Genomic DNA, 16,310 nt, shown 5'->3' with positions numbered 1-16,310 from the left:
TTACTCATCACAGCCGATCGTAGGCGGCTTCCACTTTCATCAAATGGCGCGGCGCCTGCGGAGCGGGATGGTATTTGCGCACGTGCCAGTTAAAGGCTTCCGGCGACAGGTTGTTGATCATCGCGATGGCCTGCTGGCGGTTGCTGGAGAAGGTGCGCAGCAGCGCGCCGGTGCCGTTGACGTAGGCGATGATGGTGGCGTAGCGCAGCGTAACTGGATTGGCGATCCCTTTAAGCTGTTGTTTTTGCAAGGTGGCCAGATAGGCGGCGCCGAGATCGATATTGGTGTCGGGATCCAGCAGATCGTCATCGTCCGGGCAACCGCGTTTGCCTTTGTAACGATAGGCGTCGCAGCCGGCGGTATCGGCTTTCAACTGCATCAGGCCGATCGCATTGGATCTGCTCACTGCGGCGGGGTTGAAACCGGACTCCACCTGGATCATGGCGGTGATCAGCTTGGCGTCCACGCCGTATTCGCTGGCGGCGTCTTTAATGGCGCTGTCGAAGGCGTGGCGATCGTAGCTGACGCGCTGTTTCTTGCCGGCGCAACCCGCCAGCACCAGCATGATGCAAAGCATGCCCAGCCGTGACCCGTGTGAGAAAGAGAATTTCATGGTGCTCCGTGCTTGTCTGTTTTTTAACGGTATTAACCGGCGGGCGGAGCCTCCGGCTCGTCATCATAACGTCAGGCGGCGTAAGGGGGCAATGCGCGGGAAGGAAAAGCCCCCTCCGACGGGAGAGGGCTTGGGGAGGGGTTACAGGGTATCCGGATCCGGCCCGAGGCGGTTGCCGACGTCCAGCTTGGCGATCTCGCCCAGTTCGTCCTTATCGAGTTTGAAATCAAACACCTCGAAGTTTTCGCGGATGCGCGACGGCGTGACCGATTTCGGGATCACGATCAGGCCGCTGTCCAGGTGCCAGCGCACCACGATCTGCGCCGGGGTTTTCTCGTATTTTTCGGCCAGCGCCTTGATCAGCGGCTGGTCGAACACCCCTTCACCGCCCTGCGCCAGCGGGCTCCAGGATTCGGTGGCGATGTGGTGCGTGGCGTTCCAGGCGCGCAGCTGGCGCTGTTGCAGCAGCGGGTGCAGCTCTATCTGGTTGACGACCGGCGCCACGTTGGTTTCATCCAGCAGGCGCTGCAGGTGCGGCGTATGGAAGTTGCATACGCCGATGCTTTTCACCAGGCCTTGATCGCGCAGGTTGATCAGTTCGCGCCAGGCGGAGACGTATTGATCCTGCTGCGGGCGCGGCCAGTGGATCAGGTACAGATCCACATAGTCCAGCTTGAGTTTTTCCAAACTGGTTTCCAGCGCCGCCAGCGGATCGCCCTGATCGTCGTTCCACAGCTTGGTGGTGATGAACAGGTCGCTGCGCGGCAGCGCGCTGGACTGCAGCGCGGCGCCGACGCCTTCCTCGTTCTTGTAGATCGCGGCGGTGTCGATGGAGCGGTAGCCGATCTCCAGCGCTTTGCTCACCGCGCGGGTGGTCTCTTCAATACTCGCCTGCCAAACGCCGAGACCCAACTGCGGCATCAGATTACCATCGTGGAGTTTGATGATGGGTTGTTGCGTTGTCATGCGCATCTCCTTGTGTACGGATTGCGGCGCCTGCGGCACCGAAACGGCTATAGATAAATTCTAGTTGGCAAAGTGGGCGGTTGCCGGGTTTGCCAGCCTAATTTCAGCGGTGGCGGGAGGGCGATTTTCTCGCCGCTCTCCCTGCGAATGAGCGGTAAGACGGGTGGTGCGAAACGATCGGCGGCGCGCTGAGGCGCCTGACGGCGCCCGGTGATCGGCCGGGCGCCGGATGCGGCGAAAAATGGCTGACGGAGACTAAAGCCTAGCAAAAAATCGCCGTTTTGCGATTAACGCGCCGCTTCATAAATGCGGCGGCTGACGTCCAGGGTGATGTCCTGATGCTCGCCCAGGGCGGTCATGCCGTGCTGATGCAGCTTGTCGAGCAGCGCCGGAATGCTGCTGCCGTCGAGCTGATAATCCGCCATGCGGGTCGGTACGCCCATCTGCTCGAAGAAGGCGCGAGTGGCGGCGATGGCGCCGTCGATGCGGCTGTCTTCGCTGCCTTCGCGCAGGCCCCAAACGCGGTCAGCGTACTGCAGCAGTTTTGCGCGCTTCTGCGCTTTCTTCTCGTGCAGCAGCGCCGGCAGCACGATGGCCAGCGTTTGCGCGTGGTCGAGATCGTGCATGGCGGTCAGCTCGTGGCCCAGCATGTGGGTTGCCCAGTCCTGCGGCACCCCGGCGCCGATCAGGCCGTTCAGCGCCATGGTGGCGCTCCACATCACGTTGGCGCGCACCGCATAGTTTTCCGGTTCGGCTAGCGCGCGCGGGCCGTCCTCCAGCAGGGTCAGCAGCAGGCCTTCGGCGAAGCGCTCCTGCACCTTGGCGTCGACCGGGTAGGTCAGATACTGCTCCAGGGTGTGCACGAAGGCGTCGACCACGCCATTGGCGATCTGGCGCGGCGGCAGCGAATAGGTCACCACCGGATCCAGCACGGCGAAGCGCGGCTGCACCAGCGGCGAGAAGAAGTGCTGCTTGTCGCCGCTGCTTTTACGGGTGATCACCGCGCCGCTGTTGGATTCGGAACCGGTGGCCGGCAGCGTCAGCACGCAGCCCATCGGCACCGCGTCGGCGATGTGGCTGCCGACGGTCTGCAGGATATGCCAGGCGTCGCCGTTGGCGGTATAACGGGCGGCGGCGGCGATGAACTTGGTGCCGTCAACCACCGACCCGCCGCCGACCGCCAGCAGGAAATCGATGTTTTCCGCCTTCACCACCTCGACCGCTTTCATCAGCGTTTCGTAGGTCGGGTTCGGCTCAATGCCGGAGAACTCCCGCACGTCGCGGCCGGCCAGCGCGCTATACACCTGATCCAGCACGCCGTTTTTCTTCACGCTGCCGCCACCGTAGGTGATCAGGATGCGTGCGTCCGCCGGGATCTGGCCGGCCACTTCGGCAATTTGGTCCTTGCCGAACAGGATTTTGGTTGGGGTATGCAGAATGAAGTTTTGCATGGTTGATTTCTCTCTTTCTGTCAGGCGGGCGCCAACGCGGCGCAAAGGTTTCTGGCCCGTATTGTCAGCAACCTGCCGGCAGCGCACAATGCACATTCCTGTTTGGTTCTTGCCTATTTCTACAATCCTCTGTAGGAATGGCGAATTATAAATTATGATTTATGCCGAATCGTTCTGACTGTAAGAGGGTGTTTCCGTGATTGAAATCGATGCGCAGCGCAGCCGCATGGCGCGCCAGGCGATGGCTATCGCCACCGGCAACGGCTACACGCCGTCGCCGGTGCCGCGGGTGAAGATCCTGTATGTCGATCGCCACTGCCCGCGCCAACCGGTGATGTACGAACCGGGGATCGTCATCATCTTTCAGGGGCACAAGGTCGGCTATTGCGGCAGTAAGGTGTTCCAGTACGATCCGCGCAACTACCTGCTGATGACGGTGCCGCTGCCGTTCGAATGCGAAACCTTCGCCAGCCCGGAACTGCCGCTGGTTGGATTGGCGGTCAATATCGATACCCAAATGCTGCAGGATTTGCTGATCGACATCGGCGACGACGACTACCTGATGCAACCGCGGGCGGAGAGCAACGGGGTGAACCTGGCCGAGCTGACGGAAGCGCTGCTGTGCGCCACCGAACGCCTGCTGGACGTGATGGCCAAGCCGCTCGATGCCCGGGTGCTGGGGCCGCAGATCGTGCGCGAGATCCTTTACTACGTGCTGCGCGGCACCTGCGGCGCGTCGCTGCAGGAGTTGGTCAATCGCCATACCCACTTCAGCCAGATCGCCAAGGCGCTGCGGCGCATCGAACATCAGTATGCCGACAACCTCAACGTCGAGCAGTTGGCCGGCGAGGTCAACATGAGCGTCTCGGCGTTCCACCACAATTTCAAGGCGGTGACCAACACCTCGCCGCTGCAATACGTGAAGTCGTACCGGCTGCATAAGGCGCGCCTGCTGATGGTGCATGACGGCCTGAAGGCCAGCACCGCGGCGATCCGCGTCGGCTACGAGAGCGCGTCGCAGTTCAGCCGTGAATTCAAGCGGCTGTTCGGCATGACGCCGAGCGATGAAGTCGCCCGGCTGCGCGAGGCCAACCCGCTGCTGCTGGAGGGCTGAGCCGCGTTTACGGGGGCAGGACGATCTTGCCGGGCGCTGGTCGAGAAGGCGCTGTAGCGCGCCGGATTTAGGAAGAGGAAGCGCGCTTTTTGCGCCAGATCACCAGCATGGCGCCCAGCAGGCCGACGAACAGCAGCAGCAGCGGCAGCAGCATCAGGCCGGTCATCACCTGGCTTTCGTAGCGTTTTACCAGAGGGATTTGACTGAAAGCGTAGCCGAGGCCCACCAGCGCACAGACCCAGATCGCCGCGCTCAGCCAGTTGAACACCTGGAAGCGCGAGCTGTTGAGCCCGGAAATGCCGGCCATGGTCGGCAGCAGCGTGCGCACGAAGCCGAGGAAGCGGCCGATCAGCAGCGCCGTCAGCCCGTGGCGATTGAACAGGTTGTGCGCGCGCTGGTGGTACTGCGCCGGCAGCTGCAGCAGCCAGCTCTTCACCAGGCCGGTGTGGCCCAGCCAGCGGCCCTGGATATAGCTCAGCCAGCAGCCGAGGCCGGCGGCGGCGGTCAGAATCAGCAGGGTGGGGGCAAAGCCCATCACGCCTTTGGCGATCAGCGCGCCCGACAGCAGCAGCAGGCTGTCGCCGGGGAGGAAGGAGGCGGGCAGCAGTCCGTTTTCCAAAAACAGGGTGGTGAAAAGTACGGCGTAAACCACCCAAATTACGCTTGGATCGGCGAGGGCGATAAAGTCCTGCTGCCAAAGCGCATGAATAATCTCTCGTAATACATCCATTTTATGTCCTGTTGCATGCCGGTTGCGCCCGGGGTCACGTTCTCCAGGATGCGGCGGTTACCGTATCTGACAGTTACCCGATTAGTGTACCGCTAATAGCTTAAGCCGACATTAAACAAGGCGAAGAAAATTACCGGAATCCGTCTTGGCGCACGCCGTTGAGGCGATCGAAGCCGGCCGCCAGATCGGCGATCAGGTCTTCGACGTTCTCCAGGCCGATGTGCAGGCGCACCAGCGTGCCGGAGAAATCGACGCCGCCCGCCGGACGGATCGCTTCCAGCTCTTCCGGCTGATTGGTCAGGATCAGTGACTCGAAGCCGCCCCAGGAGTAGGCCATGCTGAAATGGCTGAAGTTGTCCAGGTAGGCGGCCAGCTGCGCATCATCCAGCCGCTCTTTCAGCACGAAGGAGAACAGCCCGTTGCAGCCGCTGAAGTCGCGGCGGTAGAACTCGTGGCCCTTGCAGCTGGGCAGGGCCGGGTGATTGACCGTCGCCACCTCCGGCCGTGCCGCCAGCCAGTGGGCGACTTCGATGCTGCTGCGCTCGTGCTGCTTCAGGCGCACGCTCAGGGTGCGCAGGCCGCGGCTCGCCATGTAGGCGGTGTCGGCATCCACCATCTGCCCCATCAGGTAGGAGTACTCGCGCAGCCGATCCCAACAGCGCGCGTTGGCGACGGCGGTGCCGAGCATGTAATCGGAATGGCCGATCAGGTATTTGGTGCCGGCCTGAATCGAAATGTCGATATCGAAATCCAGCGCCTTGAACAGCACGCCCGCCGCCCAGGTGTTGTCGATCATGATCACCACCTCCGGCGCCACGGCGCGGATGGCCTGCACCATCGCCGGAATATCCTGCACTTCCAGGGTGATGGAGCCGGGGGATTCCAGGAACACCACGCGGGTATTGGGCTGGATCAGCGTGGCGATATCGGCGCCAATTAATGGATCGAAATAGGTGGTGCTGACGTTCATGCGGCCGAGGATATGGGTGCAGAAATCCTGGGTCGGTTCGTACGCCGAGCCGGTGACCAGCAGGTGATCGCCGGCGCCGACGAACGACAGGATCGCATTGGCTACCGCCGCCGCGCCGCAGGGGTACAGCACGCAGCCGGCGCCGCCCTCCAGCTCCACCATCGCATCCTGCAGCGCGAAGTGGGTCAGGGTGCCGCGTCGGCCGTAAAACAGCTCGCCGTGGGCGCGCTGCGCGGTGGCGTGTTTTTTGGCGGCGACGGAGTCGAAGACCAAAGAAGAGGCGCGTTGCGTGACGGGATTGACGGAGCCCTGGGTGTAGCGCTTGCCGCGGCCGGCGCCGATCAGCGTGGTTTCGATATGTTTTGACGTCATGGTACCTGGCTCACCTCTGGTTGCTCTGCACGTGCCCGTTGCGATAGCCCTTACGTTAACATGAGTTAATATAGCCATCCAGACGTTTTAACTTCCAGATACAGAAACGGCTATAATTGGCTGCCGACTGCGCATTTCTCGCCTCATCCTCCTGCCGAGCGGCGAGAGAGAAGCCCATTCATCGGTCGAGATGCCGTTCGGCAGCGTGGCCTTGTTGCGCCGTTGTGGGGGAAAAGTAACGAAATAACCCCATAAAAGGGGCGTTTGGCGGTGAACGGACGCGGATTGGCGCTTTGCCGCGGGGTTGGCTAAAATTTTCTCGTTTATTTGGTAAATAATAATGAGAACTACTATCAATCCCCGGTTGGTTTGATATGATCGCACGCTGAATTATTCCTTAATTTTGATCGGTAATGGGTGGAGGCACAGCGTGAAAACGGCTGGCAAGAATTTAAATCAAGGATCGTTCGGCCAGGGCCGGGCGCAGTGGGGCAAGGCCTTTGGCCGCAGCCTGATGGCTTCAATGGTGCTGGTCGTGGGGCTGGCCGGCAGCGCGCAGGCGGCGCCGGCGGCCAATCCGGCCGTTACCGAAAGCGTTGCGCCGACCACCGCGCCTGCACCTGCAGCCGCCGCGCCGGAGAGCATCACGCCGGTGAACCCGGCGCCAACGATCCAGCCACCGGAAACCCGCGGCATGGATCTGTCCGTTTGGGGCATGTATCAGCACGCCGACGCGGTGGTGAAAGCGGTAATGATCGGCCTGGTGCTGGCCTCGATCGTGACCTGGACCATTCTGTTCTCCAAAGGCAGTGAATTGCTGCGCGCCAAACGCCGCCTGCGACGCGAACAGCTGGCGCTGGCCGACGCGCGCTCGCTGGATGAAGCTTCCGAGCTGGCGCAAAACTTCGGCTCGCAGAGCGTCAGCGCTGTCTTGCTGAACGACGCGCAAAATGAGCTGGAGCTGTCCGCAGAGTCCAGCGACAACAACGGCATCAAAGAGCGTACCGGCTTCCGCCTCGAGCGCCGCGTGGCGGCCTACAGCCGCAACATGGGCCGCGGCAACGGTTTCCTGGCCACCATCGGCGCCATCTCGCCGTTCGTCGGCCTGTTCGGCACCGTGTGGGGCATCATGAACAGCTTCATCGGCATCGCCCATTCGCAGACCACCAACCTGGCGGTCGTGGCGCCGGGCATCGCGGAAGCGCTGCTGGCGACCGCGCTGGGCCTGGTCGCGGCGATCCCTGCCGTCGTTATCTACAACATCTTTGCCCGCGTCATCAGCGGCCATCGCGCCCAGGTAGGCGACGTGGCGGCGCAGGTCTTGCTGCTGCAGGGCCGCGATCTGGATCTGGCCGCGACGGCGGAAGCCAAGCGCTCACAGCACGCACACCAACTGCGGGCGGGGTGAGTCATGGCGATGCGCTTAAATGAAGATCTGGACGACAGCGGCGAACTGCATGAAATCAACGTGACGCCGTTTATCGACGTCATGTTGGTGCTGTTGATCATCTTTATGGTGGCCGCGCCGCTGGCAACGGTAGATATCCGCGTCGATCTGCCGGCTTCTTCCGCCAAACCGCAGCCGCGGCCGGAAAAACCGGTGTTCCTGTCGGTGAAGGCCGACAAGCAGCTCTACGTTGGCGATCAGCCGGTGAATGCCGATCAGCTGACTTCGGTGCTGGATCAACGCACTCAGGCCAACAAAGAAACCACCATCTTCTTCCAGGCGGACAAGAGCGTGGACTATGAAACGCTGATGAGCGTGATGGACACCCTGCGTAAAGCCGGCTACCTGAAAGTGGGGCTGGTGGGCATGGAAGGCGCCGCCAAGTAGCGGCAGCAAAACGATAAAGGGCGCTCAGGCGCCCTTTTTTATAGATTCAGAAATATCACTCCCCGGCCAACAACGCCCGCGAACCGGCATGGCGCCAGTGGATACGGCCCGGCAGATAAAGCGCGTTCTGTTCCAGCGGCCGCTCGTCGATGAGCGCGGTGACCTGGCTGAAGCTATGTTGCGCCAGCGCCCGGCAGTCCTGCGCCACCGTGTCTATCTTCAACGTCATGCAGTCGAACAGGTAGTGATCGTCGAAGCTGCACAGGTGGATGTCGCTTTCCATCAGCTGATGCTGAGTCAGATAACGCAATACCCCTTCCAACAGGCCGCAGGCGGCGGTGAACAGCGCTTTAGGCGGACGCCCCAGTTGGGCGCACAGCTGAGCGAACATCTCGTAACCCGAGCTGGGGTGATAGCTGCCGTTGATGATCCATTCCGGTTTGCACGATACGCCGGCGCGCTCCAGGCCAAGCTGGAAGCCGGCCAGCCGATCGCGAGTCGGTGAAATGCGCGGCTGCCCGCCGAGAAAATAGATCTCATCCGGATGCTGGCGCGCGACCTTCTCCACCAGGTCGGCGGTCGAATTGACCGAGTCGGTGATCACCAGCGGCAGTTCGGAACCGGCGATCAGGCGATCCATCTGCACCACCGGCAGCCCGGCGTTGATCTTCTGGTATTCCGCGTCGTTCAACTGGCTGGAAGCGACGATCAGGCCGTCGACCTGCCGCTGCACCAGACTGTTCACCGCCATCATCTCCTGCGCCGGGTTTTCATCGGTACAGGCGATCAACAGCTGCAGACCGGCCTCGCGGCACAGCGTTTCCAGCTCGCGCGAGATCACCGCAAAGCCGTAGTTGGTCATCTCCGGCACCACCAGCCCCAGCGTGTGGCTGCGGTTGGAGCGCAAAGAGCGGGCGTGGATGCTGGGCTGATAATGGTGTTCGTGCGCCAGCGCCAGAATGCGATCGCGGGTGTCGTCGGACACCCGGTATTCCTTGCTGCGGCCGTTCAGCACCAGGCTGGCGGTCGATTTCGACACCCCGGCCAGCGTGGCGATGTCACTGATGGTAATGCGTTTATTTTTTTTCACTGACGCCGTCTGAAGTCATCGGAGGATGCGTCATTCTAGCATGCATGGCGTCAGCGGCCAGTATTCCAACGCCAGCGGCGCGCTCCCGTTCAGCCGCAATTGCGGTTCAGCTGCCGGGAAGTAGCGCGCGCTCATCACCGCCTCGCCGTGGTTGATGAAAATCTCCACGCTGGAACGATCGAACAGCAGCTGCAGATGCGTGACCGGGCCGTGCCAGTAACGGTGCTCCGGCCTACCGTCGGCCAGGGAAGCACGCGTCAGCTGCAGCCGTTCGCCGTCCCAGCTCAGCGTCATGGCGTCGCCAAAGGCGGCGCTGAACGCGCCCTGCGGCGTCAGCTGCAGCTCCGCGGCGCCCAGCGCATAGGCGGGGGCGTCATCGGCGTGGCCTTGCCAGCCAGCCCGCTCGCCGCGCAGCTGTTGCAGCTCGCGCGCCGGGCGCTGGTAGAGGCGGCCATGCCGCAGCGACAGCTCGCGCGGGCAGGTCATGGTGTGGATCCAGCCGTAACGGCGCGTCGGGTGGGCTTCTTCATCTTGCTCGGGCACGCCCATCCAGCCGAACAGCAGGCGGCGGCCATCTTCCGCCTGCGTCGTCTGGGGCGCGTAGAACTCGAAGCCGGCGTCCAGCTCGCGAAATTCGCCGTGGCTGAAGGCCGCCTGCCGGTAATCCAGCTTGCCGAGCAGATAGCCGGCCTGATAACGGTTGAGATAGCGTTCCGGCTGCGGCGCCAGCCCCTGCGGGCAGCAGATCAACACGTCGTCGCCGTCCAGCGAGAACAGATCCGGGCACTCCCACATGTAACCGAATTCACCCAGGTCGTTCAGGCCGGAACCGGCGATCTCCCCCAGCGCTTGCCAGTCGCGCAGATCGCAGGAACGCAGCAGCAGCACCTTGCCGCGATCCTGCAAGTCACGCGCGCCGAGCACCATGTACCAGGCATCCTGATGACGCCACACTTTCGGATCGCGTACGTGGCCGCTGTAGCCCTCCGGCAGCGGCAGCACCGGCCCGAGTTTGCGGTATTCGCTCCGATCGCTTTCCTGAGCCAGGCATTGGTAAGCGGTGCGCGAGCCGTCGGGGAATTTCACGTTGCCGGTGTAGATCAGCGTGATTTTGTCTTCCGCCACCACCGCCGAGCCGGAGTAACAGCCGTGGCTGTCGTAACAGGCGCCCGGCGCCAGGGCGATCGGCTGATGTTCCCAACGCAATAAATCGGTCGATTGCCAGTGTCCCCAGCACTTGTTGCGATGATCGCAGCCCAGCGGGTTCCACTGATAGAACAGGTGATAAACGCCGTTGTGCTGGATAAAGCCGTTGGGATCGTTCAGCAAGCCAACGCTGGGCGCCAGATGCCAGGCCGGGCGGTGCGGATCGCGCAGTGCGCGTGGCTGGCCGTTCATTACCGCCCGCAGCGCCTGTTTGATTAAGCTGAGTTCTTCCATCATTGCGCGTCCGTTTTATATTTCAGCAGCAGGGAGAGCACGAAGGCGCTGCCAAAAGCGATCGCCAGGCCGAGGATATAGCTGACCAGCGAACTGGCCTGCACGATCGCCATGCCGGGGATCGCCGTCAACCCGACCGCGTTCATGCCGACGTGGTTGGCCACCACCCAGGCGCCGCCGAGCGCGCCGCCCGCCAGCGCCGCCATGAAAGGCTTCACGAAGCGCAGGTTGATGCCGAACAGCGCCGCCTCGGTGATGCCGAGCATGGCGGAAAAGGCCGACGGCACCGCGATGGCTTTGATTTTGGCGTCGCGGGTTTTGAAATACACCGCCAGGCAGGCGCCGCCCTGCGCGATGTTGGCCATCGACCAGATCGGCAGCAGGAAGTTGACGCCGATATTGGGGTTGCCGAGCAGCCCGGCCTCTACCGCATGGAAACTGTGGTGAATGCCGGTAATGACGATAGCGGAATAGAGGCCGCCGAACAGCAGCCCGGCGAACCAGCCCGCATGGGCAATCAGCGTGCTGAGCACGAAGGAGATGCCGTCGCCCAGCGCGCGGCCGGCGGGGCCGATAAACAGCAGGGCGACAAAGCCTGAGATGACCACCGTCAGGAACGGCGTCAGGATCAGATCGAGCGCGTTGGGGATCACCTTGCGCAGCCGCTTTTCCAGCAGGCTCATGAACCACACCGTCAGCAGCACCGGGAACACGGTGCCCTGATAGCCAATCATGGCGATCTCCAGACCGAAGAAGTTCATGGTATGGAAACCCTCGGCGACGCCCCAGGCGTTGGTCAGCGCCGGATGCGTCAAAATGCCGCCGAGCGTGGCACCCAGATAGGGGTTGCCGCCGAATTCGCGTGCGGCGGTGAAGCCGATCAGAATCGGCAGGATAATGAACGCCGCCGAGCTGAACATATCCAGCATGATGAACAGCGCGCTGTTGGCATCGGCCCAGCCGTAGGTTTTCACCATGCCGAGCAGCCCCATCAGCAGGCCGGAAGCGACGATCGCCGGAATGATCGGCACGAAGATGTTCGACAGCAGGCGGGCGATGCGCTGCAGCGGGTTGAGCTTTTTCGCCGCGATATCGGCGGCTTCGGCCTTGCTGGATTCGCTGACGCCCGCCGCCTTGATGAATTCCGCATGCACCTTGTTCACCAGCCCGGTGCCGAAGATCACCTGGATTTGACCGGCGTTGCTGAAGCAGCCTTTGACGCCGTCCAGTTTGCCGATGGCCTCTTTGTCCACTTTGCTGTCGTCCACCAGCACCAGGCGCAGGCGCGTGGCGCAGTGGGCGGCGCTGGCGATATTCTCTTTACCGCCAAGCAGCGGCAACAGCGCGTTGGCGGTTGCGGTAATGTCCATGTTGTCCCCTTGCTAAATAAAAATGCCGCCGCGCCGTTTGCGGCGCAGCGCCGTGAATCGATGTCAGAAGAAATACTTGAATCTGGCGCGCATGCCGTAACGTTGATCGTTGTCGCCGTTGGCGATCTTGTTGTCGGCGTTGGCCTCCAGCAGCGACACATAGGCGCCTAAATACAGATTGAAATTCTTCATATTCATAATGTCAGGTATCTGATACGACGCGTGAACGGTGTGGATGTCGTAGTTGCCCGGTTCGCTGAGCGGGTTGTGGATATCGGCGGCGATCCCGGCGGTATTGAACTCTTTGATATTGTTATGGGCATAGATATAACCCAGTTCGAAGCGCCGCCACAGCACGTTGACGCCGGCGGTGAAGTCTTGCTCGCCTGAGGCATCCAGATAGGCGGTGCTCAGGTTGGCCACCACGCCGTTGTCCGGATCGGTGGCGCTGTTGTTCCAGCTCATCGTCATGCCGTAGCCGTTGCGCTTGGACTGATCGACGAAACGGCCCTGGCTGTCCCGATAGCCGTAGGCGTTATTCACCACGTTGCTTTCCATCGCCGCCGCGATGCTGAAGGCGTCTTTTTTCCAGGCGATCACCGGCCGTAAATAGGCGACGTTTTTCTTATTGTCCAGGGCGTTGCCGTGGTAGCTGTTGTCCTGGAACAGCGAAGTGCCGTCCTCCACCAGCGTGTTCAGCTCGAAATAGACATCACCGGCGTATTTGCTCAGCATCAGGTTGCCGCCGCTGCTGCTGCGGCCGCGGCCCTCTTTCATCATGTAGATATAGCCGAAGCCGTCGGCGTACAGATCGTTGGCGGTATTGCCGGAGTATTGAATGAAGGTGTCCTGATTCAGCGGGAACATGTCGTAGGCTTCAAAGCGGCCGATTTTGGTTTGCCAGTTCTTTTCATTGCCGAAGAAGAAGGCGGCGTCGTCCAGGTTCATTTTGCCGGTCATGTCCGCCAGCGGCTGCACGCTGAAGCCGGAGAAGTTGCCGTCCGGATTGCGGCGGTAGTCGTCCAGCCCGACCAGAATGCGGCCGTTGATATCCCAACGTTCTTTGTTGCCGGGCTTCCAGTCCTTGTGGTCGCTGCCTTTCAGCGACGTCAGCTGGCCGCTGCGGCTGGCGCCGTCCAGATTGAACTCCACATCCCCGTACAGCTTCAGGTCATTGAATCCGCTCAGCTGCAGCGCGCTGGCCGGGGCAACCGGCGTTTCCGGCGTGGCGGCCTGCTGCGCAATCTGTGCGGTTTGCCGTTCGGTGTTGGCGGTGCGTTGTTCCAGCTGTTGCGCCCGACGTTCCGCCGCCGTCGCGCGGGTTTCAGCCTGTGCGGCGCGCCGTTCCGCCTGCGCCAGACGTTGTTCCAGCGCGTTGAGACGCGCCTCGATGCTGCCGCTGCCCGAGGCCGCTGCGCTGGAAGCGGAGAGGAAAAGCCCTGTTGTTATCGCCAAATAGCTGAGTTTTTTTATCATCGTCTATCATCCGGGTAAGGGTTGTTATTATTGTTTGCTAAATTGCTAAACCGGTTTTTCATGGCGAAAGATAACGAGAGCGAAGCGAGCTGGCAACTCAGTTAGCTAACCCGATTCAGCTATTGTGATCGAGCGCGCAAATCGTGGGTAAAAGAGCACGGCGAACCTGCGGATCGCCGTGAATGCAGTGGATCAACGCAGGAAAGCGGCCAGCTCGTCGGCGCGGGGCAGGGCGGTCATGGCGCCTTTGGCGGTGGTGGCCAGCGCGCCGCAGGCCTGGGCCTGGGCGATAACCGCCGGCCATTGCGCTTCCTGCGGCAATTCGTGAAGGCGCGCCAGCGCCGCTAACAGCCCGGCGACGAAGGCGTCGCCGGCGCCGGTGGTATCGACCGGCACGATCGATGGCGCGTGGAAATGGCGCAGACGCTGCCCATCGTGTACGCAGACGCCGTCGCCGCCCAGCGTCACCAGCAGCAGGCGCAGCGGATAGGTTTGCATCATCCAGCGAATGGCGTTCTCCAGATCGTCAAGATGGCTGATGAAAGCCAGCTCTTCGCGCGACAGTTTCACCACGTCCGCCAGCAGCAGCGCCTTTTGCAGGCAGGGGCGCAGCGCTTCCGGCTGGCGCCAGACCTCTTCGCGGATGTTGGGATCGAAACTGACCCGGCCGCCGGCCGCCCGAATGCGTTCCATCGCGGTAAAGGCCGCGCTGCGGCTGGGCTCCTGCGAGAGCGCGATGGAGCAGAGGTGCAGCCATTCGCCCTGTTGGAAAACCGGCAGATCGTCGGGCTGCAAAAACAGATCGGCGCTGGGCTGCACCATAAACGTGAATGAGCGCTCACCCTGCAGATCGAGATCCACCACGACCGTGGAGGTGTGGTGTTCGGGATCCGGCCGCATATGGCCGATATCCACCCCTTCATCGCTCAGCACCCGCTGCAAAAAGGCGCCGAAGCTGTCTTGCCCCACTCGCCCGATAAAAGCGCTGTCGCCACCGAGCCGGGCGATACCCACCGCCACGTTAGCCGGCGCGCCGCCGGGGCATTTGAGATAACCGTTGGCATTTTCCGGCACCAGGTCGATCACGGCGTCGCCCAGTACCCATACGCGATTCATCATGCTTAATCCCTGTTTTTGTCCTTGTCAGATGGGGTGCTAAAATAGAAGAACCGGTTTAGCAAGGCAATGAAATAATGCGCTGGGGCGTTGGGAGGGTGAGGAAGATCAATTTTTTTTCGGGGATCGGGGGGAAGAGAACCCGCCCCGCGAGCCGGCTCGGGGGCGAGGTAGCGGGGCGGTTTAGCCCAGTTTCGGATACACGCCCGGGCCGATTGGCAACCCAAGCGCATACCAGACCAGCAGCAGCAAAATCCACACGCTGAAGAACACCACAGGATAGGGCAGGATCAGCACGTAATAAGTGCCGAGTTGAGCGTCTTTGCGGTAGCGCTGCAGGAAGCCGAGGAACAGCGGCAGGAACGGCGACATCGGCGCCAGCGGCAGCACCGCAGAGTCGGCGATGCGAAAGATCATCTGGGCGAACGCCGGGTGAAAACCGAGCAGCATAAACATCGGCACGAAGATCGGCGCCAAAATTGACCAGATCGCCGAGCCGCTGGCGATGAACATGCACAGGAAGGCGGAGAGGAACATCAGGCCGAGAAATGCCGGCGCGCCACTCATGCCGGCGGCTTCCAGCATATCGGTCAGGCCGACGGCCATAAACTTGCCCATGTTGCTCCAGTTAAAGAACGCCACGAACTGCGACAGCGGAAACACCATCACGATAAAACCCGCCATGCTTTTCATCGGATCGAGCAAGTGGTGGGGAATGTCATCCGGCCGCCGGATCTGTTTGGTGACTACGCCATAGGTAATGGCGACGGTGAAGAAGAACAGGATGATGATCGGCACAATGCCCTTGATGAACGGAGAAGGGATCACCGAACCGGTGTTCGGGTCACGCAGCGGCGCGGCCTCCGGCACCACCAGAGCGGCGATGATGGCGATAAACACCAGCGCGGCGATGCCGCTCATCATCAGCCCCCGGTTTTGCAACGGGGTCAGCGCTGCGATTTTGTCTTCGGCGCCGCCTTGCCACTTCGGCAGCCGGGGCTCGATAAACTTGTCGGTGAGCAGCGCGCCGGCGATGGTCAGCACGATCACGGAGGTGGCCATAAAGTACCAGTTGTCGATTACGCTAACGTGAACCGCGCCATCCACCGCTTTGGTGGCTTCGGTGCTGATGCCGGAAAGCAATACGTCGGTGGTGACGATCAATAGGTTGGCGGTAAAGCCGGAGGCGACGCCGGCGATCGCCGCCAGCAGTCCGGCTATCGGGTGGCGGCCCACCGCCACAAACATCAGCGCGCCAAGGGGCGGCATCACCACCAGCGCGGCGTCCGACGAGATATGGCTGAAGAAGGCGATAAACAGCACCATATAACTGGCGTAGCGGGCGCTGACGCGCGAGGCCATTTTATACATCAGCGCCTGCAGCAGGCCGACCTTTTCCGCCAGGCCGGCGCCTATCACCAGCGCCAAAATAGCCCCCAGCGGCGCAAAGCTGCTGAAGTTATGGATGATGTTGGGAAATATCCACTGCATGCCCGCCACGCTCATCAGGTTATTGACCTTGATGAGCTCGCCGGTGGCCGGATTTTTCACCGCCACGTCGAGCCAGGAAAACAGCGCGGTGGCCAGCATAAGCACCAGGATCAAATAGACGAACAGTAAAAACGGATTGGGGATCTTATTGCCGATGCGTTCCACCCAGTAAAAAACGCGTCCGGGGCTTTTATTGATTGGCGTTGTGGCCTCACTCATGATTTTACCCTCTGTGTTTGCTCTGTTGTGTGATTGTTATTATTTGATTTATTTATAA

The 16,310-nt window shown here is 61.6% G+C and carries 14 protein-coding genes; 3 read left to right on the top strand and 11 right to left on the bottom strand.

All coding sequences use genetic code 11. The features are described 5' to 3' along the window. Positions 1 to 7 precede the first annotated feature (7 nt). The 3 genes from SSARUM2_RS20880 to yqhD form a co-directional block, all read right to left on the bottom strand. Positions 8 to 613, bottom strand: a complete 606-nt coding sequence (locus tag SSARUM2_RS20880) for a transglycosylase SLT domain-containing protein (protein ID WP_033649078.1) — start codon at positions 611 to 613, stop codon at positions 8 to 10. Positions 614 to 754: 141 nt separating this feature from the next. Continuing rightward, positions 755 to 1,579, bottom strand: a complete 825-nt coding sequence (gene dkgA / locus SSARUM2_RS20875) for a 2,5-didehydrogluconate reductase DkgA (protein ID WP_033649079.1) — start codon at positions 1,577 to 1,579, stop codon at positions 755 to 757. 287 nt (positions 1,580 to 1,866) lie between these two features. Continuing rightward, positions 1,867 to 3,030, bottom strand: coding sequence for an alcohol dehydrogenase (yqhD, locus tag SSARUM2_RS20870; RefSeq protein WP_060453179.1), 1,164 nt, complete (start codon positions 3,028 to 3,030; stop codon positions 1,867 to 1,869). 196 nt (positions 3,031 to 3,226) lie between these two features. Here yqhD and SSARUM2_RS20865 point away from each other — a divergent pair, with 196 nt between their 5' ends. Further along, positions 3,227 to 4,144, top strand: a complete 918-nt coding sequence (locus SSARUM2_RS20865) for an AraC family transcriptional regulator (RefSeq protein WP_033649081.1) — start codon at positions 3,227 to 3,229, stop codon at positions 4,142 to 4,144. A gap of 67 nt (positions 4,145 to 4,211) precedes the next feature. Here the strand turns inward: SSARUM2_RS20865 and SSARUM2_RS20860 are convergent, their stop codons facing one another. After that, a complete protein-coding gene (locus tag SSARUM2_RS20860; protein ID WP_033636044.1) occupies positions 4,212 to 4,874 on the bottom strand; it encodes a DedA family protein in 663 nt (220 codons plus the stop codon). 130 nt (positions 4,875 to 5,004) lie between these two features. Beyond that, positions 5,005 to 6,216, bottom strand: coding sequence for a cystathionine beta-lyase (metC, locus tag SSARUM2_RS20855; RefSeq protein ID WP_060453178.1), 1,212 nt, complete (start codon positions 6,214 to 6,216; stop codon positions 5,005 to 5,007). Between the two features lie 430 nt (positions 6,217 to 6,646). Between metC and exbB the strand changes: the two genes are divergently transcribed. Both exbB and exbD read left to right on the top strand, forming a co-directional pair. Beyond that, complete coding sequence (gene exbB / locus SSARUM2_RS20850; RefSeq protein WP_072264955.1) at positions 6,647 to 7,624, top strand: tol-pal system-associated acyl-CoA thioesterase; 978 nt, start codon at positions 6,647 to 6,649, stop codon at positions 7,622 to 7,624. A 3-nt stretch (positions 7,625 to 7,627) separates the two neighbouring features. Further along, a complete protein-coding gene (exbD, locus tag SSARUM2_RS20845) occupies positions 7,628 to 8,050 on the top strand; it encodes a TonB system transport protein ExbD (protein WP_004937307.1) in 423 nt (140 codons plus the stop codon). A 55-nt stretch (positions 8,051 to 8,105) separates the two neighbouring features. Here the strand turns inward: exbD and SSARUM2_RS20840 are convergent, their stop codons facing one another. The 6 genes from SSARUM2_RS20840 to abgT form a co-directional block, all read right to left on the bottom strand. Continuing rightward, positions 8,106 to 9,140 (bottom strand): LacI family DNA-binding transcriptional regulator, encoded by a 1,035-nt coding sequence (locus SSARUM2_RS20840; protein WP_041036713.1) that lies wholly within the window; start codon positions 9,138 to 9,140, stop codon positions 8,106 to 8,108. 30 nt (positions 9,141 to 9,170) lie between these two features. After that, positions 9,171 to 10,580, bottom strand: a complete 1,410-nt coding sequence (locus SSARUM2_RS20835) for a sucrose-6-phosphate hydrolase (protein ID WP_049235441.1) — start codon at positions 10,578 to 10,580, stop codon at positions 9,171 to 9,173. After that, positions 10,580 to 11,950, bottom strand: a complete 1,371-nt coding sequence (locus SSARUM2_RS20830; protein WP_060453177.1) for a sucrose-specific PTS transporter subunit IIBC — start codon at positions 11,948 to 11,950, stop codon at positions 10,580 to 10,582. The genes SSARUM2_RS20835 and SSARUM2_RS20830 overlap by 1 nt, the downstream gene beginning before the upstream one ends. Before the next feature lie 63 nt (positions 11,951 to 12,013). Then, entirely contained in the window at positions 12,014 to 13,423 is a 1,410-nt protein-coding gene (locus SSARUM2_RS20825) for a carbohydrate porin (RefSeq protein ID WP_060453188.1), read from the bottom strand. A gap of 195 nt (positions 13,424 to 13,618) precedes the next feature. Further along, positions 13,619 to 14,545 carry an aminoimidazole riboside kinase gene (locus SSARUM2_RS20820; protein ID WP_060453176.1) on the bottom strand — a complete coding sequence of 309 codons (927 nt, stop codon included), beginning with the start codon at positions 14,543 to 14,545 and terminating at the stop codon, positions 13,619 to 13,621. 180 nt (positions 14,546 to 14,725) lie between these two features. Continuing rightward, a complete protein-coding gene (gene abgT, locus SSARUM2_RS20815) occupies positions 14,726 to 16,252 on the bottom strand; it encodes a p-aminobenzoyl-glutamate transporter (RefSeq protein WP_028127596.1) in 1,527 nt (508 codons plus the stop codon). Between the last annotated feature and the right edge of the window lie 58 nt (positions 16,253 to 16,310).

Origin of the sequence: Serratia sp. K-E0102 (genome assembly GCF_029962625.1) — a bacterium.
Lineage (GTDB): Bacteria > Pseudomonadota > Gammaproteobacteria > Enterobacterales > Enterobacteriaceae > Serratia > Serratia sarumanii.
Note: the sequence above shows the minus strand (reverse complement) of the source record. Positions and strands in the feature narration are given on the sequence as shown.

Coding starts and splice junctions, on each gene's coding strand:
- SSARUM2_RS20880 (WP_033649078.1), bottom strand. CDS start 613: ATGAAATTCTCTTTCTCACACGGGTCACGGCTGGGCATGCTTTGCATC.
- dkgA (WP_033649079.1), bottom strand. CDS start 1,579: ATGACAACGCAACAACCCATCATCAAACTCCACGATGGTAATCTGATG.
- yqhD (WP_060453179.1), bottom strand. CDS start 3,030: ATGCAAAACTTCATTCTGCATACCCCAACCAAAATCCTGTTCGGCAAG.
- SSARUM2_RS20860 (WP_033636044.1), bottom strand. CDS start 4,874: ATGGATGTATTACGAGAGATTATTCATGCGCTTTGGCAGCAGGACTTT.
- metC (WP_060453178.1), bottom strand. CDS start 6,216: ATGACGTCAAAACATATCGAAACCACGCTGATCGGCGCCGGCCGCGGC.
- exbD (WP_004937307.1), top strand. CDS start 7,628: ATGGCGATGCGCTTAAATGAAGATCTGGACGACAGCGGCGAACTGCAT.
- SSARUM2_RS20835 (WP_049235441.1), bottom strand. CDS start 10,580: ATGGAAGAACTCAGCTTAATCAAACAGGCGCTGCGGGCGGTAATGAAC.
- SSARUM2_RS20830 (WP_060453177.1), bottom strand. CDS start 11,950: ATGGACATTACCGCAACCGCCAACGCGCTGTTGCCGCTGCTTGGCGGT.
- SSARUM2_RS20820 (WP_060453176.1), bottom strand. CDS start 14,545: ATGATGAATCGCGTATGGGTACTGGGCGACGCCGTGATCGACCTGGTG.
- abgT (WP_028127596.1), bottom strand. CDS start 16,252: ATGAGTGAGGCCACAACGCCAATCAATAAAAGCCCCGGACGCGTTTTT.